Annotated in this window: 24 protein-coding genes; 7 read left to right on the top strand and 17 right to left on the bottom strand. The window is 70.6% G+C overall.

What is annotated here, in order from left to right; translation table 11 throughout:
• Positions 1-416 (top strand): tellurite resistance TerB family protein (locus GVN67_RS18720; RefSeq protein WP_159998755.1); only part of this gene is annotated, 416 nt, incomplete at its 5' end.
• A gap of 58 nt (positions 417-474) precedes the next feature.
• On the opposite strand, the gene GVN67_RS18715 is transcribed toward GVN67_RS18720, so the two are convergent.
• Entirely contained in the window at positions 475-1,377 is a 903-nt protein-coding gene (locus tag GVN67_RS18715; protein ID WP_159998753.1) for a fatty acid desaturase, read from the bottom strand.
• A 169-nt stretch (positions 1,378-1,546) separates the two neighbouring features.
• Here GVN67_RS18715 and GVN67_RS18710 point away from each other — a divergent pair, with 169 nt between their 5' ends.
• A complete protein-coding gene (locus tag GVN67_RS18710) occupies positions 1,547-2,977 on the top strand; it encodes an MDR family MFS transporter (protein WP_159998751.1) in 1,431 nt (476 codons plus the stop codon).
• A gap of 25 nt (positions 2,978-3,002) precedes the next feature.
• On the opposite strand, the gene GVN67_RS18705 is transcribed toward GVN67_RS18710, so the two are convergent.
• The 6 genes from GVN67_RS18705 to GVN67_RS18680 all read right to left on the bottom strand — a co-directional run bounded on the left by GVN67_RS18705 (position 3,003) and on the right by GVN67_RS18680 (position 9,905).
• Entirely contained in the window at positions 3,003-3,752 is a 750-nt protein-coding gene (locus tag GVN67_RS18705; protein ID WP_200845309.1) for an ABC transporter ATP-binding protein, read from the bottom strand.
• Positions 3,733-5,538 (bottom strand): ABC transporter permease subunit, encoded by a 1,806-nt coding sequence (locus GVN67_RS18700; RefSeq protein ID WP_159998749.1) that lies wholly within the window; start codon positions 5,536-5,538, stop codon positions 3,733-3,735. Before GVN67_RS18700 ends, GVN67_RS18705 begins: the two co-directional genes overlap by 20 nt.
• A complete protein-coding gene (locus GVN67_RS18695) occupies positions 5,538-6,401 on the bottom strand; it encodes a branched-chain amino acid ABC transporter permease (protein ID WP_159998747.1) in 864 nt (287 codons plus the stop codon). Before GVN67_RS18695 ends, GVN67_RS18700 begins: the two co-directional genes overlap by 1 nt.
• A 14-nt stretch (positions 6,402-6,415) precedes the next feature.
• Positions 6,416-7,603, bottom strand: coding sequence for an ABC transporter substrate-binding protein (locus tag GVN67_RS18690; protein WP_159998745.1), 1,188 nt, complete (start codon positions 7,601-7,603; stop codon positions 6,416-6,418).
• Between the two features lie 113 nt (positions 7,604-7,716).
• On the bottom strand, positions 7,717-8,796 hold the full coding sequence (locus tag GVN67_RS18685) for a mandelate racemase/muconate lactonizing enzyme family protein (RefSeq protein WP_159998743.1): 1,080 nt from the start codon (positions 8,794-8,796) through the stop codon (positions 7,717-7,719).
• Positions 8,796-9,905: a mandelate racemase/muconate lactonizing enzyme family protein gene (locus GVN67_RS18680; RefSeq protein WP_159998741.1), complete on the bottom strand. Its 1,110-nt coding sequence runs from the start codon at positions 9,903-9,905 to the stop codon at positions 8,796-8,798. The genes GVN67_RS18685 and GVN67_RS18680 overlap by 1 nt, the downstream gene beginning before the upstream one ends.
• 108 nt (positions 9,906-10,013) lie before the next feature.
• Between GVN67_RS18680 and GVN67_RS18675 the strand changes: the two genes are divergently transcribed.
• Positions 10,014-10,919 carry a LysR family transcriptional regulator gene (locus GVN67_RS18675; protein WP_159998739.1) on the top strand — a complete coding sequence of 302 codons (906 nt, stop codon included), beginning with the start codon at positions 10,014-10,016 and terminating at the stop codon, positions 10,917-10,919.
• A gap of 56 nt (positions 10,920-10,975) precedes the next feature.
• Here the strand turns inward: GVN67_RS18675 and GVN67_RS18670 are convergent, their stop codons facing one another.
• Positions 10,976-11,953 (bottom strand): tripartite tricarboxylate transporter substrate binding protein, encoded by a 978-nt coding sequence (locus tag GVN67_RS18670; RefSeq protein WP_159998737.1) that lies wholly within the window; start codon positions 11,951-11,953, stop codon positions 10,976-10,978.
• Between the two features lie 120 nt (positions 11,954-12,073).
• Between GVN67_RS18670 and GVN67_RS18665 the strand changes: the two genes are divergently transcribed.
• Positions 12,074-13,852, top strand: a complete 1,779-nt coding sequence (locus tag GVN67_RS18665) for an ABC transporter transmembrane domain-containing protein (RefSeq protein WP_235035364.1) — start codon at positions 12,074-12,076, stop codon at positions 13,850-13,852.
• Positions 13,853-13,918: 66 nt separating this feature from the next.
• Positions 13,919-14,638, top strand: coding sequence for a DUF6683 family protein (locus tag GVN67_RS18660; RefSeq protein ID WP_159998735.1), 720 nt, complete (start codon positions 13,919-13,921; stop codon positions 14,636-14,638).
• Here the strand turns inward: GVN67_RS18660 and GVN67_RS18655 are convergent.
• On the bottom strand, positions 14,635-15,279 hold the full coding sequence (locus GVN67_RS18655) for a hypothetical protein (protein WP_159998733.1): 645 nt from the start codon (positions 15,277-15,279) through the stop codon (positions 14,635-14,637). The genes GVN67_RS18660 and GVN67_RS18655 overlap by 4 nt on opposite strands.
• Before the next feature lie 61 nt (positions 15,280-15,340).
• Positions 15,341-16,126 (bottom strand): lytic transglycosylase domain-containing protein, encoded by a 786-nt coding sequence (locus GVN67_RS18650; protein ID WP_159998731.1) that lies wholly within the window; start codon positions 16,124-16,126, stop codon positions 15,341-15,343.
• A 176-nt stretch (positions 16,127-16,302) separates the two neighbouring features.
• Between GVN67_RS18650 and GVN67_RS18645 the strand changes: the two genes are divergently transcribed.
• Positions 16,303-17,298 (top strand): magnesium and cobalt transport protein CorA, encoded by a 996-nt coding sequence (locus tag GVN67_RS18645; protein ID WP_159998729.1) that lies wholly within the window; start codon positions 16,303-16,305, stop codon positions 17,296-17,298.
• Between the two features lie 64 nt (positions 17,299-17,362).
• Positions 17,363-18,112 carry a carbonic anhydrase gene (locus tag GVN67_RS18640; RefSeq protein WP_159998727.1) on the top strand — a complete coding sequence of 250 codons (750 nt, stop codon included), beginning with the start codon at positions 17,363-17,365 and terminating at the stop codon, positions 18,110-18,112.
• 73 nt (positions 18,113-18,185) lie between these two features.
• Here GVN67_RS18640 and GVN67_RS18635 read toward each other — a convergent pair whose 3' ends face one another.
• From GVN67_RS18635 to GVN67_RS18605, 7 genes are all read right to left on the bottom strand, one after another.
• Positions 18,186-19,502 carry a hemolysin family protein gene (locus tag GVN67_RS18635; RefSeq protein WP_159998725.1) on the bottom strand — a complete coding sequence of 439 codons (1,317 nt, stop codon included), beginning with the start codon at positions 19,500-19,502 and terminating at the stop codon, positions 18,186-18,188.
• A gap of 95 nt (positions 19,503-19,597) precedes the next feature.
• The gene (locus GVN67_RS18630) at positions 19,598-20,335 is read right to left on the bottom strand and encodes an aspartate/glutamate racemase family protein (RefSeq protein WP_235035363.1); all 738 of its coding nucleotides are present in this window, start codon (positions 20,333-20,335) and stop codon (positions 19,598-19,600) included.
• A gap of 14 nt (positions 20,336-20,349) precedes the next feature.
• Positions 20,350-21,384 (bottom strand): amino acid ABC transporter substrate-binding protein, encoded by a 1,035-nt coding sequence (locus tag GVN67_RS18625; protein WP_159998721.1) that lies wholly within the window; start codon positions 21,382-21,384, stop codon positions 20,350-20,352.
• A 95-nt stretch (positions 21,385-21,479) separates the two neighbouring features.
• A complete protein-coding gene (locus GVN67_RS18620; RefSeq protein WP_159998719.1) occupies positions 21,480-22,742 on the bottom strand; it encodes an FAD-binding oxidoreductase in 1,263 nt (420 codons plus the stop codon).
• Entirely contained in the window at positions 22,742-23,092 is a 351-nt protein-coding gene (locus GVN67_RS18615) for a RidA family protein (protein WP_159998717.1), read from the bottom strand. Before GVN67_RS18615 ends, GVN67_RS18620 begins: the two co-directional genes overlap by 1 nt.
• Positions 23,093-23,158: 66 nt before the next feature.
• Positions 23,159-24,070, bottom strand: coding sequence for an NAD(P)-dependent oxidoreductase (locus GVN67_RS18610; RefSeq protein WP_159998715.1), 912 nt, complete (start codon positions 24,068-24,070; stop codon positions 23,159-23,161).
• Positions 24,071-24,085: 15 nt separating this feature from the next.
• Positions 24,086-24,793 carry a GntR family transcriptional regulator gene (locus tag GVN67_RS18605; protein WP_159998757.1) on the bottom strand — a complete coding sequence of 236 codons (708 nt, stop codon included), beginning with the start codon at positions 24,791-24,793 and terminating at the stop codon, positions 24,086-24,088.
• Positions 24,794-24,799: the final 6 nt, after the last annotated feature.

The following is a 24,799-nucleotide window of genomic DNA, read 5'->3' as shown; positions in this document are numbered from 1 at the left end:
CCCCCCAGGAAGCCGAGCGGGTCCCCCAGAAATTCCTGCCCGCCGCGGCGGCGGGGTCGGACGGCCAGCCCTTCGAGCTGTCGCTGATCCGCGCCATGATCGCCGCCGCCAAGGCCGACGGCCATATCGACGAGGAAGAGCGCCGGCTGATCTTCGAGCGCGTCGGCCAAATGGGGCTGGATGCCGAGGGCAAGGCCTTCGTCTTCGACGCCCTGGCCGGGAATGCCGGCGTCTCCGAGATCGCGGCCCTGGCGGCGACGCCGGAGCAGGCGGCGGAGCTCTACCTCGCCTCGCGCATCGCGGTCGATATCAGCCAGCCGGAGGAGCGCGCCTGGCTGGAGGCCCTGGCCGGCAAGCTGCGCCTGCCCGAAGGCCTGGCCGCCCATCTGGACCGCCAGGTGGAAGCCACCGCCTGAAGCTTGTTTTGATCGCGTGATTCAGGCTTTTCGGCGATTCCGCCTCAAGCCATCACGCTCACTGCTGGCGCAGCAGCCGGATGAAGCCGGCATGCCAGCGCCAGTAGCCATCCTGCAGCACCGCCAGCCGGTCGCGCAGCGCGCCATGCGCGTCGGCCAGGCGGTGGAAGGGGATGGAGGGGTAGAGGTGGTGCTCGGTGTGGTAGCTCATGTTCCACATCAGCAGCCGCACCAGCGCGTTGGTCAGCGTCGTGCGCGTGTTGGTCAGCCCGTTGGCGTCATGCGTGCACAGCGTGTGCTCGGTCAGCAGATAGAGCCGCAGCACCGGCTGGCCCAGCAGCTGCGGCCCCAGCCAGAAGACCAGCGGCGCCCACCACCCCACCAGCAGCATCGACAGAACAGCGCAGCCGGCGACGAAGACGCTCATCCAGCGCATCGACCGGATGATCTTCGGCGCGGCGCGGGTGGGAATGTAGGGATGGCCTGACAGGTCGCCGCGCCAGGCGTCGCGCAGGTTGAGCAGCCGGGTGCGCCAATAGGGCAGCGCCATCACCCGCCACAGATAGGCATCCAGGCTGGAGGGCGGCGGCATGATCAGCTCCGGATCATGTTCCGGATCCTGGGTGTGGCGGTGATGCGCCAGGTGGAACGCCGTGTAGAAATGCCAGTTCAGCAGCGAGGGGCAGGCGGCGAGCCACCCCACCACCGCGTTGGCCCGGCGGCTGGCGAAGGCGGTCAGGTGCATGGTCTCGTGGATCGGCGCGAAGAGCGCGGCCTGGGCCACCCCCAGCAGCAGCATCGCCGGCAGCAGCGTCCAGGGTCCGCTGGCCGCGACCGCCCATCCCGCGGCCAGGATCAGCGCCAGGTGCAGGCCGAGGCGGATCGCGCCGCGGGCGTCGGAGCGCTGCGACAGCGCCTTCAGCTCGGCGCCAGAGAGCAGGCGGGGCGGGGCTTGGCTCATGCCCCGAGTGTCACGAAGAATTCTCCGGCGCGTCCAGCCTGATTTTCGGGCAATCGCGGCCTGCGGGCCGGCCCCTGCCCAATCCGCGCGCAAAGATTGCGCAGAAGCAAGGCGCCCCCCGGTTTCCGCCCGCGCCGAAAGCCGTTAACGGGGAGGAATGTCCGAGACAATGCCGGCGCGGCCTGCCCTGCGGCGCCCCCTCATCCTGGCCGCCGTCTGCGCCGCCATGTTCATGATCGCCGTCGAGGCCACCATCGTCTCGACCGCCATGCCGCAGATCGCGGCGCAGCTGGGCGACCTGCATCTCTATTCCTGGGTCTTCGCCGGCTTCCTGCTGAGCCAGACCGCGACCACCATGATCTTCGGCAAGCTGGCCGACCTGTTCGGCCGCAAGCCGGTGCTGCTGGTGGGCATCGCCATCTTCCTGGCGGGCTCGGCGCTGTGCGGGCTGGCCTGGTCGATCCCGGCGCTGATCGGCTTCCGCCTGCTGCAGGGCGCCGGCGCCGGGGCGATCCAGCCGATCTGCCTGACCGTGGTCGGCGACCTCTATCCCGGCGCCGAGCGCGCCAAGGTGCAGGGGTATCTCGCCAGCGTCTGGGGTTTTTCCTCGGTCATCGGGCCGCTGGCGGGCGGGCTGATCGTGCAGGACCTGAACTGGGCCTGGATCTTCTGGATCAATATCCCGGTCGGCCTGCTCGCCGCCGGGCTGTTCGTCGCCTTCCTGCATGAGCGGGTGGCGACGGCGCAGCGCCATGTCGACATCGCCGGCGCCACCCTCTTCGCCATCGGCATCGCGGCGCTGATGGTCGCCATCACCGAGCTCGGCAACGGCGCCTTCACCCCCGCGCTGGTCGCCGCCGGCTGCTTCGCCGTCGCCGCCACCGGCTTCGTCTTCCAGCAGCGCCGGGCGCGCGACCCGATCATCTCGCTGCCGCTGTGGCGGCGCCGGCCGATCGCCACGGCCAATCTGGCGACGCTGCTCAGCGGCATGAGCATCATCGGCCTGTCCACCTTCCTGCCGATGTATGTGCAAGGCGTGATGGGGCGCTCGGCGCTGGTCGCCGGCTTCGCCCTGACCGTGATGGTGCTGGGCTGGCCGATCGGCGCCACCATCGCCAGCCGGGTGTTTCCCCGCTTCGGCCTGCGGCGGACCTTCCTGTTCGGCGCGGCGCTGCTGCCGCTCGGCGCCATTCCCTTCCTGCTGCTGACGCCGGCGAGCTCGCCGGTGCTGGCGGGCAGCGGCTCGCTGGTGATCGGCCTCGGCATGGGCTTCCTCAGCACCTCGGCCATCGTGCTGATCCAGGGCAGCGTCGGCTGGGCCGAGCGGGGCGCGGCCACGGCCTCCAACGTCTTCTCGCGCAACCTGGGCAGCACGCTGGGGGCGACGGTGCTGGGGGGCGTGCTGAACCTGGGCCTCGCCGGCAGCGCCGTCTCCTTCGAGCGGATCCGCGAGATGCTCGACCGCCCGGGCCTGGCCGCGGCCGAGCCGGCGGTGGCCGCCGCCTTGGCCGGCGCCCTGCAATGGACCTTCTGGGGGATTTTCCTGATCGCGGTCGCCGCCCTGCTGGCGGCGCTGCGGGTGCCGTCGGCCGGGAAGTGATCCCTCCCGGCCGACGGGCAGAACATCAGGCGTCGAGCGGCGCCCGGGCGTCGGCGCCGAAATAGGCGCGTTCCAGCCGGTGCGGCAGGTCGGCCTCGCGGGCGCCGGCCTCCAGCACGATGCGGCCCTGGGCCAGGGCATAGACACGGTCGGCGACCGACAGCGCCTTCTCGATCAGCTGCTCGACCAGCAGCACCGCGGTGCCGCGCGACTGCAGGGCGCGGACCACGCCCAGCACGCGGTCGACCAGCACCGGCGACAGCCCGGCCGAGGGCTCGTCCAGCATCAGCAGCCGCGGCTGCCGCACCAGCCCCTGCGCCACGGCCAGCATCTGCTGCTGCCCGCCGGACAGCGCGCCGCCCTTCTCCGCGCGCTTTTCCGCAATTTCGGGAAAGAAGGAAAAAGCCTCTTCCACGCGGCGCATCCGGTCGGCGCGCGGCAGGTCGTAGCCGGCGAGCAGAAGGTTGTCGGCCACCGAGACCTGGGTGAAGACGCGATGCCCCTCGATGACATGCACCAGGCCGAGCCGCGCCGCCTCGCGCGGGCCCAGGCCCCGCAGGTCGCGCCCGGCGAAGGAGGCGCCGCCGCCCGACCAGGGCAGCAGCCCCGACAGCGCGCGCAGCAGGCTGGTCTTGCCGGCGCCGTTGGGGCCGAGGAGGGCGATGACCTCACCCTCGGCGATGGTCAGCTCGACGCCGTGCAGCACGCCGATCTTGCCGTAGCCGGCCTCGAGCCGGTCGACGACCAGCAGGGATTCAGGCGCCGAGATAGGCACTGACCACCTCCTTGTGGCTGCGGATATCGGCCGGCGTGCCGCTGGCCAGTACGCGGCCCAGGTTGAGCACGGTGACGTGGTTGCAGATGTCGAAGATCAGGTCGGCATGGTGCTCGACCAGCAGCACGCCGGTGCCCTGGCGGGCCACCGCCTGGATCAGCGCGCCCAGCCTCCTGATCTCTTCGGCGGACAGCCCGGCGGCGGGCTCGTCGAGGAGAAGAAAGGCGGGGCGCAGCATCAGCGCGCGGGCGATCTCGACGAAGCGCAGCTCGCTGTGCTGCAGCCGGTCGGCGCGGGCCTCGGCCAGCGCCTCCAGCCCGACCGCGGCCAAAGCGAGCCGGGCCTGGGCCGCCATCGCCTTCTCCTCCGCCCGCGGCCCGGGCAGGGCCAGCAGCGTGGCCAGGAAGGTGGACGACCCCTGGATGCTGCCGCCGACCATGACATTCTGCAGCACCGTCGCCTCGCCGATGATGCGCGGCGTCTGGAAGGTCCGCGCGATGCCGAGGCCGGCGCGCTTCTGCGGCTGGCCGGAGGGCAGCGGCGCGGTGCCCAGCGCCATGCGGCCCTGCTGCGGCTCGTAATAGCCGCAGATGACGTTCAGGGTGGTGGTCTTGCCGGAGCCGTTCGGGCCGATCAGCCCATGCACCTGGCCCGGCCGCACCACCAGGTCGACGCCGTCGATGGCGCGCACGCCGCCGAAGCGGAGCTCGATGCCCGACAGGCCCAGCGGCGGCGCGTCGGGGCGCGTCGGCAGCAGCTTCTCCAGCGCCGCGGCGCGCGGCAGGATGGCGCGTTGCGCGGGCAGCGGCCGCCGCCCGGCGAAGTCGAGAAGGGACGCGATGCCGCCCGGCATGGCCAGCACGATGACCAGCAGCAGGAAGGCGTAAAGGAAGGTCGACCAGGCGGCGAGCGGCGCCGCGATCTCCGGCAGCAGGGTCAGCAGGATGGTGCCCAGCATCGGCCCCAGGATCGAGCCGCGGCCGCCGATCAGCACGGCGATGAAGAACAGCAGCGACAGCTCGAAGGTGAAGGCGTCCGGCGTGACATAGGTCTGCAGCCCGGCGAAGAGCCCGCCGGCGAAGCCGGCGCAGGCGCCGGCGAAGAGGAAGGTGCTGATCAGCAGGGCCGGCTTGGAGATGCCGCTGGCCTCGGCGGCCACCTCCGCGTCGCGCAAGGCGATCAGCCCGCGGCCGAAGCGGCTGCGCGCGATGTTCCCGGTCATCCAGGTCACCACGGCGGCCAGGCCCAGGCACAGGTAGAAGAAGGACCAGGCGGTGTCGAAGGGGGCGGGCATGGCGGGGCCGGTGATGCCGATGCCACCCCCCGTCACATCCTGCCAGGCCAGCGCCACCTGCGTCACGATGGTGGCGAAGCCCAGCGTGGTCATGGCGAAGTAGAAGGTGCGCAGCCGCAGCGCCGGCAGCCCGACCACCACGCCGAAGACCGCGCCGACGCCGGCGGCGGCGGCCAGCGCCAGGAAGGCCGGGACCTCGGGCAGGACATTGCCGCTGGCCAGCACGCTGGCGGTATAGGCGCCGAGCGTCAGCAGGGCGACATAGCCGATGGCCAGCTGGCCGGCGAAGCCGACCACCAGGTTCAGCCCGGCGACCAGGATCCAGTAGATGGCGGCGCGGGTCGCGATCATCGCCCAGTAGTCATTGCCCGAGAAGGGCAGCAGCAGGGCGAGGACCAGGATGCCGAGGAAGGGCAGCACGGCGCGCGGCAGCAGGCTGGCGCGTGGCGCCAGCGGCGGCTCGAAGGCGACGGCAGGCTTGGCGCTGTCCATCACACCCTCCGCTGCGGGGCGGCGCCGAACAGGCCTTGCGGCGCCGCCAGCAGGATGACGATGAACAGGGTGAAGACCGCGACGCTGGAGAAGATGCCGCCCACCGTGAAGTTGGCCGCCTGCTGGAACAGCCCCAGCGCCAGCCCGCCGATGACCGCGCCGCGGTTGTTCCCCAGCCCGCCCAGCGCCACCGGGATGAAGCCATAGAAATTCAGCAGCGGCCCGTTGGCGAAGAAGGCGAGCAGCAGCTGGCCGCCGGCGAAGCCCGCCAGCGCGCCGATGGCGCCGGCCAGCGCATAGCTGGCGACGCGCAGCCCGCGCTCGGGCAGGCCGAGCGCGCGGGCGGCGAAGTTGTCTTCCGCCACGGCGACGAAGGCGCGGCCGACCAGGGTCCGCTTGTAGAGGAATTCCAGGCCGAGGATGGTGACGGCGCAGGCCAGCACCGGCAGCCAGTATTTCTGGTCCCACGGCCCATGCGCCGCGCCGAATTCCAGCAGGCGCGGGAAGGGGCGCGGCTCGGTGCTCCATTCGATGGCGGTGACCTGCTGGATCATCAGGGCCAGGGCCAGGGTCGACAGCACGTAGAGATGCTGGTCCAGGCTTTTCAGCACCGGGCGGACGGCGACGAACTCGGTGACCACGCCGACCGCCGCCGCCGCCGCCAGGGTGAGGAGCAGGCCGGGCAGCACGGGCAGCTGCCATTGCAGGATGAAGAGCGAGCCGAAGACGCCGCCCAGCATGCCGAGCTGGCCGGCGGTGAAGCTCATCACCCGCGAGGTCGCGAACATGGTGTTGTAGGTGATGCCGATCAGCGCGTAGATCGCGCCGACCGCCAGGCCGGAGGCCAGGATGGATGCCAGCATGCCGGGCGCCCCGCTCAGCCGTAGCCGGGGGCGAGGGCGAAGGCGCCGTTCTTGGCGGTGTTCGCCGCCGACATCACCACCTCCTCGGTCGGGTAGCCATTGTGCTCGTCGGCGGTGAAGCTGTAGGTGCCGAAATAGCCGGCATGCTTCTGCAGCGAGTTCCAGTGGCTGATGATGGCCTCGCTGGAGGACGAGCCGGTGGCCTGCACCGCGCCGGCGATCAGGTTCACCGCGTCGACGCCGGCGGCCACCCACCACAGCAGCGTGTCGTCCAGCGCGACCTTGCCCTGCAGCCGGCTGACCAGCTCCTGGCTTTTCGCCGGCAGCGCGCCATCGGTGTTGTAGCTGCAGCTCTTGTAGCCGACGGCATAGACCTTTTCCCAATTGGCCGGGCGGCTGAGCAGCCCGCCGATCTCGCCCGAGGCCATCGAGGGGTGGCCGACGAAGGCCACGTCCCAGCCCATGTTGCCGCGGGTGTTGAACAGCCGCGCCTCCATGCCGGTCGACACGCTCCAGATGATGATCGCCTCGGTGCCGGCATTGCGGGCGCGCAGCATGTCGGGGGTCATGTCGGGCTGGGTGGCGTCGATATTGGCCTGGTAGACCACCTCGGCACCGTCCTTCTGGAAGGCGGCGACCGAGGCCTTCAGGGCGCTGACGCCATAGCCGGTGGTGTCGCCGATGACGGCCACCTTCTTCACCTTCAGCACGTTCAGGCAATAGGCGCGCACCGCGTCGTCCCACTGGCCGTTCGACGGCGCCGTGCGGAAGGCGTTGGGATAGCGGCGGGTGTCGATCAGCTGGTCGACCACGCAGGGGTGGATGTTGGGCATCTTGGCGCGCGCCATGATCGCCGTCACCGCCAGCGATTCGCCGGAATTGGTCGGGCCCCAGATGGCATGCACCTTGGCCTGGCTGATCATCTCCTGCGTGGCGTTCACCGCCTTGGTGGGGTCGCCCTGGGTGTCGCGGGTGACGATCTCCACCTTGCGGCCCTTGACGCCGCCCTCGGCGTTGAGGGCATTGGCGGCGAAGAGCACGCCGCGGTTGAAGCCGATGGCGGGCGCCGAGCTCGGCCCGGTCATGGCGGCCAGCCAGCCGATGCGGAGCGCTTCGGTCTGCGCCAGGGCAGGGCGGGCCAGGCCGGCCGCCGCCACGGTCGCCAGGCTGCCGCGCGTGAAGTCGCGACGGGTGATGCGCATGATATCCTCCCAAGGATCCGGCCCCGTCTTGCCGCGGGCGCCTGTGCCAGCATTAAGGCAGACTCGCTGCCGCACGTGTCAGTGAAATCGCCGACACGCAGGCCCGCGCGGTGTCATCGCTGCAGATGGGCGATGTAATCTTCGTCGAAGGTAAATCCCCAGCCCGGCCGATCCGGCACCAGCACGGCGCCATCCCGGAATTCCAGGCGCTCGCGATACAGCGGCGAGAACCAGGGCATGTATTCCAGGAAGCTGGCATTGCTCAGCGCGCCGAGCAGCTGCGTGCTGGTCTCCGGGAACAGATGGCTGGAGACCGGGATGTCATGCGCCTCGGCCAGGTGGCCGACGCGGATGAATTCCGAGACGCCGCCGACGCGCTGCAGGTCGGGCATCAGCACATCGGCCGAGCGCAGCTCCAGCATGCGGCGGAAGCCGTAGCGGGTGTAGTCGGTCTCGCCGCTGGCGATCGGGGTGTCCAGCGCCGCGGCGACGCGGGCCAGGCCCTCGACATCCCAGGCCGGCAACGGCTCCTCGAACCAGGTCAGCTGGTGCTCTTCCAACCCGCGGCCGAGGCGGATGGCGTCGGTCTCGCTCATGCCCTGGTTGGCGTCGGCCATCAGCCTGATCTTCGGCCCGATGGCGGCGCGGACGGCCGTCACCCGCTTGAGGTCTTCCGCCAGCCCGAGCCCCAGCCGCATCTTCATCGCGGTGAAGCCGGCGGCCAGGAAACCCTCGGCCTCGGCGACCAGCTCGGGGATCGAGCGCGACAGCCACAGCCCGCCGCTGTGATAGGCCGGCACGCGGGATTGCGCGCCGCCCAGCATGCGGTGGATCGACAGCCCCGCGGCCTTCCCCGCCGCATCCCACAGCGCGCCGTCGATGGCCGAGATGCCGACGACGCTGATCCCCTTATGGCCGAGGAAGTTGATCTCCTTCCAGGCGCGGGCCCAGAATTCGGCGATCATGCCGGCATCGTGGCCGACGATCACATCGGCCAGGGAATCGACCATGGCGCGCAGCACCGCGGTGCGCCGGTCGTTCAGCGTGAAGATCAGGTTTTCCCCAGTGATGCCCTGGTCGGTGCGGAGCGTGACCAGGATGCAGCCGAAGCCGCGGATCTCTCCCAGCGCGCTGCCGATCGGCTTGTCCAAGGGCAGCTGGACGACGCGGGTCTCGACGGCGGTGACCTTCATCACAAGGCCCTCCGCACGGGGGCGCCGTCGGCATAGCGCGCCAGCACCGCCGGGTCGGGGTCGCAGCCCAGGCCAGGGCCACGCGGGACCGAGACCCTGCCGTCCTTGACCCGCACCCAGGGGTCGAAGGGGTTTGCTTCCATCTCCAGCCAGAGCACCTCGATCATCGGCTCCTCCAGCATCGCCGCGGCGATATGCAGCGTCGCGATGAAGCCCGGACCGAAATAGGGGCTGTGCGGGACCAGCTCGACGCCCTCGGCGCGGCAGAGGCGGATCACGTCCAGCATCTCGCCGATGCCGCCGACCTTGGTGACGCTGGGCTGGGCGATGTCGATGGCATCGGCCTCGATCAGCGCCTTGAAGCCGAAGACCCCCGCGACATTCTCGCCGGCGGCCAGCGGGATGCCGTATTGCCGCAGGCGCGCCAGGCCATGGGCGTCCTCGGGCGGCCAGATCGGCTCTTCCAGCCAGCGCAGCCCGTCATCGGCGAGGGACCGCGCCATGCGCTCGGCCGGCTGCGGCGTCCAGGCGCAGTTGACGTCGAGCATGATGGCGGCACCGGGCGCCGCTTCCTGTGCGGCCAGGACGGAAGCGCGGGTGACCTCGTGCAGCTTCAGCGAGCGGTAGCCGGCGGCCGCCGCGGCGGCGCAGTTCTTCGCCACCAGCGCGTCGTCGCCGTAATGCAGCAGCGAGGCGTAGGCCGGCAGCGTCTCCGGCGCCGACCCGCCCAGCAGCCGCCACAACGGCTGGCCGCAGCGCTTGCCCAACAGGTCCCACAGCGCGATCTCGACGCCGGAGAAGGCATAGGTGAAGGGGCCGTTGCGCCCGAGCAGATGCGTCCCGTGCAGCACCTCGCGCCGCGCGCGCTGGATGTCGCCGGCATCGCGCCCCAGCATCATCGGGGCCACGATGGCATCCAGCGCCGCCCTGGTCGCCGGGATGGCGGCATGGCCGAAGGCCTCGCCCCAGCCGACCAGCCCGTCCTCGGTCTCCACCTTGACCAGCAGGATCTGCATCCGGTCCCAGAGCTGCCCGGCGAAGCGCTGATAGGGCCCGCCCATGTCGAAAGGCAGCGAGACGACCAGGCTTTCGATGGCGGTGATCTTCATCCGCGGCGTCACTCCCCGTTTCACGCTCTGCGGCGCGATGGGCCAAGGCTAGGCAGCGGCGAAGATAAGCTCAATTGTGCGCGGCTTATTTCTATATAAGATCAGCTGATGCCACTTTCTTTCCGCCAGCTCGAGGTCATCCGCGCCGTCAGCCGGCATGGCTCGGTGACGCTGGCGGCGGCGCAGCTGGGCATCTCGCAGCCGGCGGTCAGCATGCTGCTGCGGGATGGCGCGGCGCTGGCCGGCTTCTCGCTGTTCCGCCGGCGGCAGGGCCGGCTGCAGCCGACGCCGGAGACGCGATTGCTGCTGGGCGACCTCGACCGCGTCTTCGAAGGGGTCGAGCGCCTCAACCGGCTGGTCGAGGACCTGCGCGACAGCAGCGTCGGCTCGGTGCAGGTGGCGGCGACGCCGACGCTGGCCGACAACCTGCTGCCGCCCGCGCTGGCCCTGCTGCGCCGCGCCCGGCCGCGGCTGCAGCTGGTGGTGCACACCATGGACAATCCCGGGGTGATCGACGCCGTGCAGCGCGAGCGCGTGGATTTCGGCCTGGCCCTGACCCCGGTCGGCGAGCCCGAGCTGCGCCGCATCGAGCTGACCCGCGGCCCGCTGATCGCCGTCGTCGCCCGCGACCATCCGCTGGCCGGGCGCGGCGTGGTCAGCCCGCGGGATCTCGCCGACTTTCCACTGATTTCCTTCAGCCGCAGCCTGCCGCTGGGCAACCTGGTCGAGCAGGCCTTCCGCGAGGCGGGCGTGCCGCGGCGCATCGCGCTGGAGGTGACGCAGTCCTCGCTGGCGGCGGCCATGGCGCGGGCGGGCATCGGCGTCGCGGTGACCGATCCCTTCCTGCTGCTGGATGCCCGCGACCATGGGGTGGCGCGGCTGGTGCTGCGCCCGGCGCCGCTGGTCAGCGCCATGGCCCTGCTGCCGCGCCAGTCGCAGCCGGGGCGCGCCGCCCTGCTGCTGCTGGCGGCGCTGCGGCGGCTGGCGCGGTCGCTGCCGGAATTTCCGGCCTGAGCGCGTGATCGCCTGAGACGGAATCGTCGAAAGGCGTGAATCACCCGCTCACGTCATTACTCCACCACGACATTGGCGGCGCGGATCACGCGGCCCCAGCGCTCGACCTCGGCGTTCAGGAAGGTCGCCGCCTGCTCCGGGTCGCTGCCCACCACCTCGAAGCCCATGGCCTGCAGCTTCGCGGCCATACCAGGGTCGCGGACGATGGCAGCGCTTTCCACCGACAGCCGCTGCACGATGGCCGCCGGGGTGGCGGCCGGCGCCAGCAGCAGGCACCAGGTCGAGGAGACGAAGTCGGCAATGCCGGCCTCGGCGAAGGTCGGGATCCCGGGCGCGAAGCCGGCGCGCTCGCGGCTGGAAATACCGAGCGCGCGGATGCTGCCGGCGTCGATCTGCGGCTTCAGCGTCGAATAGGTGTCGAACATGGCGGCGATATTGCCGGCCAGCAGGTCCTGCAGCGCCGGCTGGGTGCCGCGATAGGGAACATGGGTCATGCGCGTGCCCGTGCGCGCCTGCAGGTCCTCCATGGTCAGATGCGCCGCGGCGCCGACGCCGCTGGAGCCGTAGTTCAGCCCGCCGGGATTCTTCTTCGCGGCCTCCAGCAATTCGGGCACCGACGTCACCGGCGACTTGCCGCTGCCCGCCAGGATCAAGGGCGCCGAGACCACATGCGAAACCGGCGCAAAATCCTTAACGGGATCGAAGGGCAGCCGCCCGGCGAAGAGCGTCGCATTGGCCGCATGCGCCCCGATCACCATGACCAGCGAAGACCCGTCGGCCGGGCTGCTGGCGACGCTGCCGGCGCCGATGATGCTGTTGGCGCCGGGCTTGTTCTCGATCACCACCGACTGGCCCAGGCGCTTGCCCAGCTGCTCGCCCAGCAGGCGGGCGGTGATGTCGGTGGTGCCGCCGGGGGCATAGGGCACGACGATGCGGATCGGCTTGCTCGGATAGGTGTCGGCGCGGACCAGGGCAGGGGTGGCGAGCAGGCCGGCGGCCAGGGGCGCCAAAGCGCGGCGCGTCGAACGGGTCATGGAAGCTTCCTCGGCAATGTCTTCGGACCCCTCTTTTCGCGCGGGGGATGGGTGGCAGCATGCCCAGGGGTGACCCAGATACCAAGCCCGTTGTCGCGCCCCGCCGGAGTGCCGCCCACCTTGTCCGATCTTTCCGCCAAAGCCCCCGCCCGTCCGGTCGCCGGGCTGATGTCGCTGCGGCTGCTGCTGCCCTTCCTGACCCCCTATCGCGCCCGGGCGCTGGGCGCCGCCGCCGCGCTGCTGACCGCGGCGGGGCTGACGCTCGGCCTCGGCCAGGGGCTGCGCCACCTGATCGATGGCGGCTTCGGCGGCGGCGGGGCGGCGGTGCTGGACCGCGCGGCGCTGGCCATCTTCGCGGTCATCACCGGCCTGGCGCTGGCCACCGCGGCGCGCTTCTACCTGGTCACCTGGCTGGGCGAGCGGGTGTCTGCGGATCTGCGCAGCGCCGTCTTCAACCATCTGCTGAAGCTCTCGCCCGGCTGGTACGAGACGGCGCGCACCGGCGACCTGCTGTCGCGGCTCACCGCCGATATCGCCTTGCTGCAATCGCTGATCGGCAGCGCCATCTCGATGGGGCTGCGGTCTGCTTTGACCGCGGTCGGCGCCTTCGCCCTGCTGGTGGCGACCAGCCCGAAGCTGGCGGCCCTCGTCGCCGTGGTGGTGCCGCTGGTGGTCGGGCCGCTGATCCTGTTCGGACGGCGGGAACGCGCGCTGTCGAAGCTGGCGCAGGAACGCGTCGCCGATCTCGGCGCCATGGCCGAGGAAAGCCTGAACGGGCTGCGCACCCTGCAGGCCTTCACCCAGGAACGCGCGACCGAGGCGCGCTTCGCCGCCGCCGCCGAGGCCTCGGTGCTGGCGGCCCGGAAGCGAATCCTCAGCCGCTCGGCGCTGATCCTGGTGGTGATCCTGCTCGGCTTCGGCGCGATCACGCTCAGCCTCTGGGTCGGCGGCCATGACGTCGTCGCCGGCCGCATGTCCGGCGGCGAGCTTTCTGCATTTGTCTTCTACGCGGTGATGCTGGCGTCGTCGGGCGCCGCGGTCAGCGAGCTCTGGGGCGAGGTGCAGCGCGCCGCCGCCGCCGCCGACCGGCTGGGCGAGATCCTGGCGGTGCAGCCCGATATCGCGGCGCCGCCGCAGCCCTTGTCGCTGCCGGCGCGCCCCGAAGGCCGGCTGGTCTTTGACAAGCTCTCCTTTCATTATCCGACGCGGCCGGGCCAGTCGGCGCTGTCCGAGATGAACCTGGTGATCGAGCCTGGCGAGACGGTGGCCTTCGTCGGCCCCTCCGGCGCCGGCAAGACCACCATCTTCCAGTTGCTGCTGCGCTTCCATGATCCGCAATCCGGCCGGATCATCTTCGATGGCGTCGATATCGCGCGGCTCGATCCACTGGCCTTGCGCGCCCGCATCGGGCTGGTGCCGCAGGACCCGGTGATCTTCAGCGCCGATGTCGCCACCAACATCGCCTTCGGCCGCCCCGAGGCGACGCTGAAAGAAATCCGCGCCGCCGCCCGGGCCGCGGCGGCCGAAGGCTTCATCGACGCCCTGCCGCAGGGGATGGCGACGCATCTGGGCGCCAAGGGCGTGACGCTGTCGGGCGGGCAGCGGCAGCGCATCGCCATCGCCCGCGCCATCCTGCGCGACCCGGCGCTGCTGCTGCTGGACGAGGCCACCAGCGCCCTCGACGCCCAGTCGGAGCAGCTGGTGCAGAACGCGCTGGCGGAACTGTCGCGCGGCCGCACCACGCTGGTGGTGGCGCATCGGCTGGCGACCGTGCGCAATGCCGACCGCATCGTCGTGCTCGACCAGGGCCGCATCGTCGCCACCGGCCGGCATGAGGCGCTGATCGCCGAGGGCGGCCTCTATGCCCGGCTGGCGGCGCTGCAATTCGCGGAAGGGTGATGGGCGCCGCCTTCCTTTCGCCCGCTTCCGCCGCAGGATAAGCGCGCGATCGGAAGGAGGCCGCGGATGCGACGGATGGCGATGCTGGGGCTGGCGGCGATGCTGCTGGCGCCGCCGGCCTGGGCCCAGGGCACGGCGATGTTCGAGGGCCTGGCCGGGCAGATGGCCATGACCAACCTGATGCTGGAGCCGATGCGCCGCGAGGCCGCCCGTCGCGACCGCGAGGCCGGCCGCGCCCCGCCGGCCGCGACGACCCGGGTGGTGACCAGCTATCGCGCCGACCCCGCCGTCTCCGCCCGGGTGATGCGGCAGTTCTCGGCCTTCGTCGCCCGGCAGAACAACACCGCCGACGTCGCGGCGATGGAGGCGCAGCTGCGCCAGGCCGACCTGCCCGGCCTGTGGCAAAAGATCTGGGGCGGCGACGGGCTGCGCGCCGGCGACCTGGTCGATGCGCAGGCCAGCTATTTCCTGATCAACTGGATTATCGCCAATGGCCAGGGCGACACCACCCGGGCGCAGACCCAGGCGGTGCGGGCGCAGCTGGCGGGCATCATCGCCGGCACTCCCAGCGCGCCGCGGCTGACCGAGGCGCAGCGCCAGGAAATGGCCGAGGTGCTGATCCTGAACGGCGCCATCCAGGCCATGGCCTATGTCGATGCGCGCAACGCCAACGACCGGGCCGCCTTGTCCCGCCTGGCCGAGGCCGCCGCCACCCGCTTCCGCAGCGAGGCGCAGCTCGATCTGCGCCGGCTGGCGGTGACCGAGGCGGGGTTCAGCGCGCGTTAAATGAAGGGATTGATATGTCCCCAACGTTCCAGAAGAAATGCAACGTTATCTTTCACATTCGGTCCTAAGTTTATATTGATGTGGTTTTGAATTATTCTTGGTTTGTTGGTGAACAAAATTTTTGGTGAATGATCATTCATGATCAGATCATCCATCTCTTCGTCGGTTTGGTGCGCGAAGAGGTGAAATCGTTTTCGTCCGGACATGTGCGCATCCAGGACCAACTGTGAATTAGAAATGATGTTCACTGCACCTTCGCCAAAATTACTAAAGAGAAAATGCAGATCAAGGCAGCCTCGATCTGGCGAATCTACAACTGTGCAGTTGCCTGGAATGTTGCGAGGGGTGAGCGAGCCAACGTCAAAGCCAAGTATTAACCCACAGACAAATTGCTGTCCGTTGGTCCTTTCGATGCGCCCCACGTCCCATTTCACCAGGGGACGATTTTCGGGCCCTTTCCCGGTGGCAGAAAACTTCATGTGACTGCGGCCGTCACTGTGGAAGCTGATGTGCCATCCAATTTTTCGGCGGTCTTCATGGAAGAGGTAGATGGCGTTGTGGCGCACATCGATCTCCCAAATTGACGAGTAAGCGCCGCTGACGGTGCGGATGCAGAATCTGAATGTCTTCGCCGTGCCCATTCGGCATCATGATGCGCCATGTGGGCTGCAGTGAAGTTCAGGTCGGCATTTCTTTCGGCAATCAGCGCCGCGTCGCCGTGGGTCCCGGCGCGCGGCCGACCGGGCGCAGGCAGGCGACCCGCGGCCGGCTGCTGCCGCGCTGGATCATCGGGCTGCGGCCGGCGCGGCGGGCCTCGGCGGTCATGAAGCGCCGCGCTTCCGCCCGGCCGCCGATCAGCAGGGTCGGCGTCAGGCCGGGGGCGCAGATGTCGCGGCCCAGATTGTTCGGCAGCGGCACCCCGCCGCCGCTGCCCCAGGCCGCCCCCATCCGCGCCAGGGTGACCCGGCGCTGATAGGCCGCGCCGCGCTCGGCCTCGCCGGAATGGTAGCGGGCGATGGCCGCCCCCCAGTCGCCGGTCCGCCCCTGCAGCTCCTTCAGGAAGCGGATGGCGTAGCGAAGATTGGCCGGCGGGTCGAAGGCTTCCTCCAGAGTGGCGAAGGCTGCCGGGTGGTGCAGCAGGTTGACCTGCATGCAGCCGACATCGATCGAGCGGATGCCGCGCGCCTGCAGCGCCGCGACCTCCGCCATGGCGGCGGCCTTGCTGGGCGGCGAATGGCCCTCGCCATTGACGTTGTACGACCAGGGCCAGGGGGTCGGGGCGCCGGTCGCCGGGTTGCGCTGGCCGCTTTCCACCAGGGCGATGGCGCCCAGCAGCCCGGGCGGGATGCCGGAGGCCGGCTCGGCCGCGGCGATCGCCCGACCGCAGCGCGGCCAGTCGCCACCCTCCACGGGCTGGGCGCCAGCGCCGGCGGGGGCGGCGGTCGACCAGGCGAGGACGAACAGGAAGGCGAGCAGGCGGGGGGGCATGCCGCCCATCTGGCCCGGCAATCGTCACCAATCCATGGCCAGGGCCGCGTTCCGCCCCGATTGTGATCGGCCGGGCTTAAATCCCGGCCATGCGGCAGCCCTGCCGCCGCCGGGGCGTTGACCGCCGGGGCCGGGCGCTGCCATGGCCCGCGGCTTCTGGATCAGGCGCTTACCCCATGGATCTCCCGGCCCCCCTTCCTGCCTCGGGCATCACCGCCGCCGTGGCCTATCGCGCCGGCCGCCGCCTGGCGGAGCTGCCGGTGGACGCGCTGGGCAGCCACCGCGGCCAGGCCGGCACCCTGCTCTGGGTCGGCCTGCGCGACCCCGACCAGGCGCTGCTCGACCGGGTGGGCGGCCAGCTCGGCCTCGACCGTGGCGTGGTGGAGGAGCTGGCGCGGCCGCATCGCCGCCCCAAGGTCATCGAGTTCGAGGGCGTCATGCTGGTGGTGGCCATCACCATCGGCATCGCCGACCACCTGCCGCAATTCGGCGAGCTGACCCTGGTGATCGGCCAGGACTTCCTGCTGACGCTGCGGCGCGGGCCGCTCTGCGCCTATGCCCCGCTGCGCGAGCGGCTGGAGGCGGCGCCGGAGCTGCTGGCGCGCGGCCCGGATTTCGTCGCGACCGAGCTGCTCGACTTCCTGGCCGACCAGTTCGTCGCCGTCGCCACCGCGCTGGAGGAGGGCGTCGAGCAGATGGAGCAGCGGCTGGTGCTGCATGGCGCGACGCAGCTCGACATCCGGCGCCTCTATCGGATGCGGCGCGACCTGCTGCGCATCCACAACGCCGTCTCGCCGCTGGCCGAGATCTGCCGCCGGCTGTCGCGGGTGGAAAGCCCGGTGATCGACGGCCAGGCGCGGCCCTATTTCGGCGAGGTGGCCGACCGGGCGCAGCGGCTGGTCGAATGGTTCTCGGCGCTGCGCGAAAGCCTGGCCTTCGCCTTCGAGGCCGGGCTGATGATCGGCCAGATGCAGCAGAACGACACCACCCGCAAGCTGGCCGCCTGGGCCGCCATCCTGGCCGTGCCGACCGCCATCGCCGGCCTCTACGGCATGAATTTCGAGAATATGCCGGAGCTGAAATGGCGCTACGGCTATCCGGCCGTGCTGGCAGTCATTGCGGGGGCGATCCTTTTTCTGTATCGGCGTTTCCGGAAGTCGGGCTGGCTGTAGCGGCCGGCCCCGCCTCTGCGAGGCAGCGCCTCCTGCCAGGCCCTTTCGGAGGCCAGGTCGCGCCATGTTTTCCCGTCTCTGCCGCTGCGGCGATGGTTCCCAGCCGCCGCGCCCCGGCCGCCGTGCCCTGGTCGCCAGCGCACTGGCCCTGGCCGCCGCCCCCCTCACCGTGACGCCGCGGGCGGCGCGCGCCAGCGGCGGCGTTCCGCACAGCCTGCTCACCCCCGACCAGGCCCTGGCCCTGCTGAAGGAGGGCAACGACGAGTTCCGCGTCGAGACGCCCTACCACGCCGCCCTCGGCCGCGAGCGACGGGTCGAGCTGGCGGGGGGGCAGGCGCCCTTCTGCGTGCTGGTCGGCTGCTCCGACAGCCGGGTGCCGCCGGAACTGCTGTTCGGCCGCGGCCTGGGCGAGCTGTTCATCGTCCGCAATGCCGGCAACACCGTCGACACCGCGGCGCTGGGCAGCATCGAATATGGCGTGGCCGTGCTGGGCTGCCCGCTGGTGGTGGTGCTGGGCCATGAGAATTGCGGCGCCGTCGCCGCCGCGCTGGAGGTGGTGCAGGCCAATGCCCGCTTCCCCGGCGTGATCGGCGAGATGGTGCAGCCGATCCTGCCGGCGGTGCTGGCGGCGCGGCAGGGCTCGGGCGCGGTGACGCTGGACGATGCCGTCGTCGCCAATGCCCGCCGCGTCGCCCGGCGGCTGAAGACCCAGAGCACGGTGATCCAGGGGCTGGTGGAGCAGGGGCGGCTGAAGGTGGTCGCCGCCCGCTACGACCTCGACGATGGCGACGTCATCTGGCTCGAGGACCTCTGAGGTGGCGCGACGCCAGCCGGGCCCCTAGCCCGGCTGAGCGGCCCGGCTGAGCGGCCTGGCTGAAGCAGAAGGATCAGCCGCCGCGCGCCACCCGCAGCAGCCCGGCGACCGCGGGCGTCGCCGGCTGCGCCAGCACCTTGTCGATGCGGTGGCCGTCCAGGTCGACCACCTCGAAGCGCCAATCGTCGCGCTCGATATGCTCGCCGGTGCGCGGCAGCCGGCCGAAGGCCTGCAGCAGATAGCCGGCCAGCGTCTGGTAGTCACGCTCGGCCGGCAGGCGGATCGACAGGTGCTCGGCCATCTCGTCGGCGGCCAGCCAGCCGGCCAGCAGCCAGGACCCGTCCTCGCGCTGCACCGCGGCGGGGTCGTCGGTGTCGGCATCCGCGCGGAAGGCGCCGGCGATGGTCTCCAGCAGGTCGGCCGGGGTCACCACGCCTTCGAAGTGGCCGTATTCGTCATGCACCAGCGCCATCGGCACGGCGGCCTCGCGCAGCACCGACAGCGCGTCCAGCGCATCGGCGGTGTCGGGGATGACCGGGGCCGGCTGCACATGCTGGCGCACGTCCAGCGCATGGCCGGCCAGCACCTGGGCCAGCAATTGCCGGGTCTGCACCACGCCCAGCATGGCGTCGGTGCTGCCCTCGCCCACCGGCAGGCGGGAATGCTGGGTGGTCATCAGCGTCTCGCGGATGCGGGTCTCGCCGGCGGCCAGGTCCAGCCAGTCGACCTCGGTGCGCGGCGTCATGACGCCGCGGACGGGACGGTCGCCCAGCCGCATGACGCCGGCGATCAGATGGCGCTCGGCGGTCTCGATGGTGCCCGAGCCCTCGGCCTCGGCGACCACCGAGCGGATCTCCTCGTCGGTCACCACGGTGGCCTGCTCCGGCCCGACGCCCAGCAGGCGGAAGACCAGCCCGACCGAGGCGTCCAGCAGCCAAGCGACCGGGGTGCCGATGCGGGCCAGCAGCCGCATGCCCGGGGCGACCAGGCAGGCCAGCGTCTCCGGGCTGCGCAGGGCGAAGCGCTTCGGCACGAGCTCGCCGATGACGATGGACAGGTAGGTGATGATGGCGATCACCAGGCCGAAGCCGAGCGGACCGGCCACGGCCTGGGAGACGCCCTGCTCCAGCAGCCAGGCGGTCAGCCGGCCGCCCAGGGCCTCGCCGGAAAAGGCGCCGGCCAGGATGCCGACCAGCGTGATGCCGATCTGCACGGTCGAGAGGAACCGGCCCGGCTCCTCCAGCAGCGCCAGGGCCGCCCTGGCGCCAGGACGACCCTCCTCGGCCAGGATCTGCAAACGCCGCGGACGCGACGACACCACCGATAGCTCCGACAAGGCAAAAATGCCGTTCAGGAGAATCAGCGCCACAACGATGACGATTTCGAGCATGATTCCGCCAGCATAGCGGCAAAGCGAGGCGCTGTGCTAGGGCAAGAAGAAAGCAAGGTCGGGGGAAAGTATTCCCCCGAATCCCCCTTCTATTCTTATCCGAAATCGCGCGGGCGAATGCCGGCGTGGAAATAAGTGATCATCGAATAGATGTCGTAGACCGGAATCCCCAGATCACGCTGCAAAGCCGCGGCGTAGGGGGGCATGTTGGTGCACTCGAGCACGATCGCGCCAACTTCCGGGTGCCGGGCGACCAGGCGCCTGCCGGCCTCCAGGATGTCCTGCTCGGCCAGGTCGACATCCATGTCGTCCTTCTCCGCCTTGATCAGGACGCGGAAGAACTCCTGGCCCCGCTCGGTGCCCTCGATCGGGATGTCGAGCGGGACATTCGCGGCTTCCAGGTGGCGCGGGGTCATGGTGGTGCCGCTGACCGTCAGCAGGCCGACCCGCTTGCCCTCGGGCAGCATCGACTGCACCCAGGGCACCTGCATCATGCTGCTGGTCGCCACCGGCACGCCGACATGCGCCGCGATCTCCTTCTGGAACAGGGAGAGAAAGCCGCAATTGGTGGTGATCGCCTCGGCGCCCTGGCTGACCAGGTCCTTGGCGGCATCCAGGAAGTCCTGCAGCAGCCCGTTGGCGCCATTCAGCACGACCTTTTCCGGGCTGGCGCCGCGCACCACGCGGTACAGCACCGGGAAGGGCCAGGTGGTGCCATTGCCCATGTCGCCGGCGATGCGCGGGAAGCGGGCCTCCAGCATCAGGATGCCGAGCGGCGCGCCATAGATCGCCTTGCCGCCGCGGGCCGTGCCGCGGCGCGGGGAATTCTGCATCGTCATCGGTCCAGTCAGCGGACGGGAGGCGCGTAATGCAGCCCGCCCTGGGTGTAGAGGGCGTTGCGGCCGCGCGGCAGGCCCATCGGCGCCACGTTGCGGTCCCAGATCTCGGCATAGCTGCCGACCTGGCGGATGATATTGGCGGCCCAGGCGGCATTCACGCCCATGTCCTTGCCGAAGTCGCCGGCGCGGCCCAGCAGGCGCTGCACGTCGGGCTGCGGGTCGTCCATCCGCTGCGCCAGGTTCTTGCTGGTGATGCCGAATTCCTCGGCCAGCGTCATGGCATACTGCGTCCAGCGCACCAGGTCGAAGAAGCGGTCGTCGCCCTTGCGCACCACGGGGCCCAGCGGCTCCTTGCTGATCAGCTCCGGCAGCACGACGAAGTCGTCGGCCCGCGCGCCGAGGCCGGCGCGGAAGGCGGCCAGCGTCGAGGTGCCGACGGTGAAGGCGTCGCAGCGCCCGGCGATCATGGCGTTGCGGATTTCCTCGACGCTCTCGATGACGACGGGGTTCAGCCGCATGCCGCTGGCGCGGAAGAAGTCGGCCAGGTTCTTCTCGGTCGTCGTGCCGGGCTGCACGCAGACGCTGGCGCCGTCGAGCTCGCGGATCGACTTCACGCCGAGCTTCTTCGACACCAGGAAGCCCTGGCCGTCATAGAACAGCACGCCGGTGAACATCAGCCCCAGCGCCGCCTCGCGCGGCTGCGTCCAGGTGGTGTTCGACGAGAGGATGTCGATCTCCCCGGACTGCAGCGCGGTCAGGCGGTTGGCATAGGTGGTGGGGACGAAGCGCACCTTGGTGGCGTCGCCCAGCGCGGCCGCGGCGATGGCGCGGCAGAAATCGGTGTAGAGGCCGGTGAACTCGCCCTTCTGGTCGAGCATGGCGAAGCCCGGCAGGTCGGCGGAGGTGCCGCAGACCAGCGCGCCGCGGGCGCGGATGGCGTCCAGCGTCGCCGAGCCCGTGGATTGCGCCGCGGCGGGGGTGGCGAAGGCGGCGAACGCCAGGCTGGCGCAGGCGGCAAGACCGGCAAGAAAACGTCGCGTCATGGATAATCCTGAACCTCTGCTGGAGCTGGACCTCGGTATCCGTGTCTGGTGCTCGCCGCTTTGCGCGGTCGAAATCTTGAAGGTCCCGCGCGGCCTCAGCGGAAGCGGCGCGGGGAGAAGGCGTCGATGGCGATCTCGGGCGGCTGGCCGGAGACCAGCTGGGCCACGATGCGGCCGGTGCGGGCGCCGGCGACCAGGCCGACATGGCCATGGCCGAAGGCGAGCACGATGTCGGGCGTGGCGCTGGCCGGGCCGAGGCAGGGCATGCCGTCGGGCATGCTGGGCCGGTGGCCGAGCCAGGTGGTGACGCGGTCGGCCGGATAGGGGTTCGGCAGGCCGGGGAAGCTCTTCTGCAGGTGGTCGCGCAGGATCTCGGCGCGTTTCCAGTTGGGCGCGGCTTCCAGCCCGGCGATCTCCACCTGGCCGGCGGCGCGCAGCCCGTCCTGCATCGGGTTGACCACCATCTTCGCCGCCGAGAGGTTGATGGAATGCCGGGGCAGGGCGGTCGCGCCATGGAACATGACGTGGTAGCCGCGCTCGGTCTCCAGCGGCACGAAGTCGCCGGCGCGGGCGGCCAGCGGCTTCGACCGCGCGCCGGCGCAGATCACCGCCGCGTCGCAGTCGAGCGTGGTGCCGTCGGCCAGCTCGACCGCCTGCAGCTTCTGCGCGTGGATCCTGAAGCCGGTCGCGGCGATGCGGCGGCGGGTGGCGCCCTGGCGCTCGGCCTGGGCGACGAGGGCCGCGACATAGCGGCCGGGGTCGAGGCAGCGGCCGGCTTCCTCGATCAGCACGCCGAAGGTGTAGGCGGGGTCGAGCTCCGGCTCGAGGGCGCGCAGCGCCTCGGCGTCCAGCTCGGTCCAGGCAATGCCGACCTGCTTCCGGATGCGCCAGCCCATGGCTTCCTTCTCGAAGGCGGCGCGGGAGGGATAGGCGTGCATCAGCCCGCGGTGCTCGATCAGGTGCGACACACCCGCCTCGGCGGCGAGGGTCGCGTGCAGCTGCGGCGACTCCTGCAGCAGCGGGCGCAGCTTCCGGGCGACGCGCAGCACGCGGTCCTCGGTCCAGCCGGCGAGCAGGTAGCGGGTCAGCCAGGGCAGGACGCGGGGGAAATAGGACCAGCGGATGGCCAGCGGCCCGAGCGGGTCGCGCAGGAAGCCGGGGACCTGCTTCCACAGGCCCGGGCTGCTGGGCGGGATGACCGACATGGTGGAGAGCCAGCCGGCATTGCCGAAGCTCGCCGCCTGGTCGGCGCCCGGCTCGCCGGGGTCGAGCAGGGTGACCTGGTGCCCGGCGCGCAGCAGCTCGAGGGCGCTGGCGGCGCCCTCGATGCCGGCGCCGATGACGGCGACGTGGCGCATCAGCGGGCCGCGATCGCCATGATCTCGACGCGGATGTCGGGCAGGGCCAGCTTCACCTCGCCGCAGCAGCGGGCGGGGGTGTGGCCCTGGACGACCCAGGCGTCGTAGACGGCGTTCATGGCGGCGAAGTCGGCCATGTCGGCCAGCCAGATGGTGATGTTCAGCAGTTTCGACTTGTCGCTGCCGCTGGCTGCCAGCATGTCGTCGATCTTGGCCAGCACCTGCTTCGTCTGGCCGGTGACATCCTGGCTGCGGTCGTCGGCGGTGTGTCCGGCGAGGTAGATGGTGTCGCCGTGGATGACCGCGCGGGAGCGGCGGGCGTTCTGATCGAGCCTGCTGATATCAGCCATCGTCTGTTCCGCTTTCTGGCAAAAATAGAAGGGGTCTGGGGGATACTTCCCCCAGCGCTTTCTTTCTTACTTACCTTCGATCCTGCGGCAATGCTGCAGCGCGGCTTCAAAGAGATTGTCCGAGGCTTCCGGCGTGCGGAAGGCGGAATGGGCCGAGAGGGTGACGTTCTCGACCTGGGTCAGCGGATGGTTGGCGGGCAGCGGCTCGATGTCGAAGACGTCGAGGCCGGCATGGGCGAGCTTGCCGGAGGCCAGCGCCGCGATCATGGCGGCTTCGTCGACCACGGCGCCGCGGGCGGTGTTGATCAGGATGGCGCCGTCCTTGACCTTGGCGAGCTTGTCGGCGCCGAGGAAGCCGCGGGTCTCGTCGTTCAGCAGCAGGTGGACGGAAAGGACGTCGCTGGTGGCGAGCACCGTGTCGAGGTCAGTGAAGGTGACGCCGTCGGCGGTCTTGGGCGAGCGGTTCCAGGCCTGGACCTTCATGCCGGCGCCGTTGCAGAGGCGGGCCATCTCGGCAGCGATGCCGCCATAGCCGATCAGGCCCACGGTCTTGCCGGTCAGCTGAACGCCGTCGGTGCGCAGCCAGTTGCCGGCGCGCATGTTGCGGTCCATGGCCGCGAAGCCCTTGGCGGCGGTCCACATCAGGGCGAAGGCGCATTCGGCGACGGCGGTGTCGCCATAGCCCTTGATGATATGCACCTCGATGCCGATCGCGGCCAGCTCCTCGGGGTTCATGTAGCTGCGGGCGCCGGTGCCGAGGAAGACGACATGCTTCAGGCCCTGGCAGGCGCGGGCGATGTCGGTGGGCAGGTGGGTGTGGTCGACGATCGCGATCCCGGCGTCGCCGAGCAGCGCCGGCAGCTGGGCCGAGGTGATGTCGGGCTGGATATTGACCTGCAGCGGCATGTCGTCCGCGCGGTGCAGGCGCTGGGCGACGGCGCCCAGGGTGGCATTGGCATCGACGAAGACGGCGCGCATTTTTTCCGTTCCTGTTCAGGCGACGTCGCGCATGGCTTGGGCGGCCAGGGCGTTGTCGGTGTAGATTTCGGCGAAGCCGGCCCGGATCATCTCGCTGATCTCTTCCAGGCGGCGGGTGATGTGGCGGGTCATCAGCCGGGCCGCGGCCTCGGCGTCGCGGGCGCGCAGGTGGCGGACGATCTGCAGGTGCTCCTGCTGCGTCGTCGGGCGGCGGCCCTTGCGCATGTCGATCCAGCGGATGAAGCGGACACGCTCGTTCAGGGAACGCAGCGAGCGCACCATCTCCTCATTGTCCGACAGCTGCGCCAGCCGCTCGTGGAACTGCTCGTCCAGCGCCAGCAGGCGCAGCGCCTGGACGTCGTCGTCGGGCTCGTCGCGGCTGCGCTCGGCGAAGGTCTCCAGGGCGGCGAGCTCAGCGTCGGTCGCGCGCTCGGCGGCCAGGCGCAGGGCGCCGACCTCCAGCATGGCGCGATACTCGTAGAGGGTGAGCACGCGCTTTGGGTCCAACGGCCGGACGGTGTAGCCGCGGTTGGCGGTCGCGATGAGGAAGCCCTCGGCGGCCAGGCGGTTCAGCGCCTCGCGCAGCGGGGTGCGGCTGACGCCCAGCGCCCGGGCGAGCTCGACCTCGTTGACCCGCTCCTCCGGCCGCAGCCGGTAGGTGACGGCCATGGCCTTGACCTGCTCATGCACCCGGTCGGCGGAACGGCCGGGGGTGGCAGCGATGGGGGC

The organism is Roseomonas sp. 18066, from assembly GCF_902706185.1.
GTDB lineage: Bacteria > Pseudomonadota > Alphaproteobacteria > Acetobacterales > Acetobacteraceae > Pseudoroseomonas.
The sequence above is the reverse complement of the archived record's forward strand: the minus strand, read 5'-3'. Positions and strand labels throughout refer to the sequence as shown.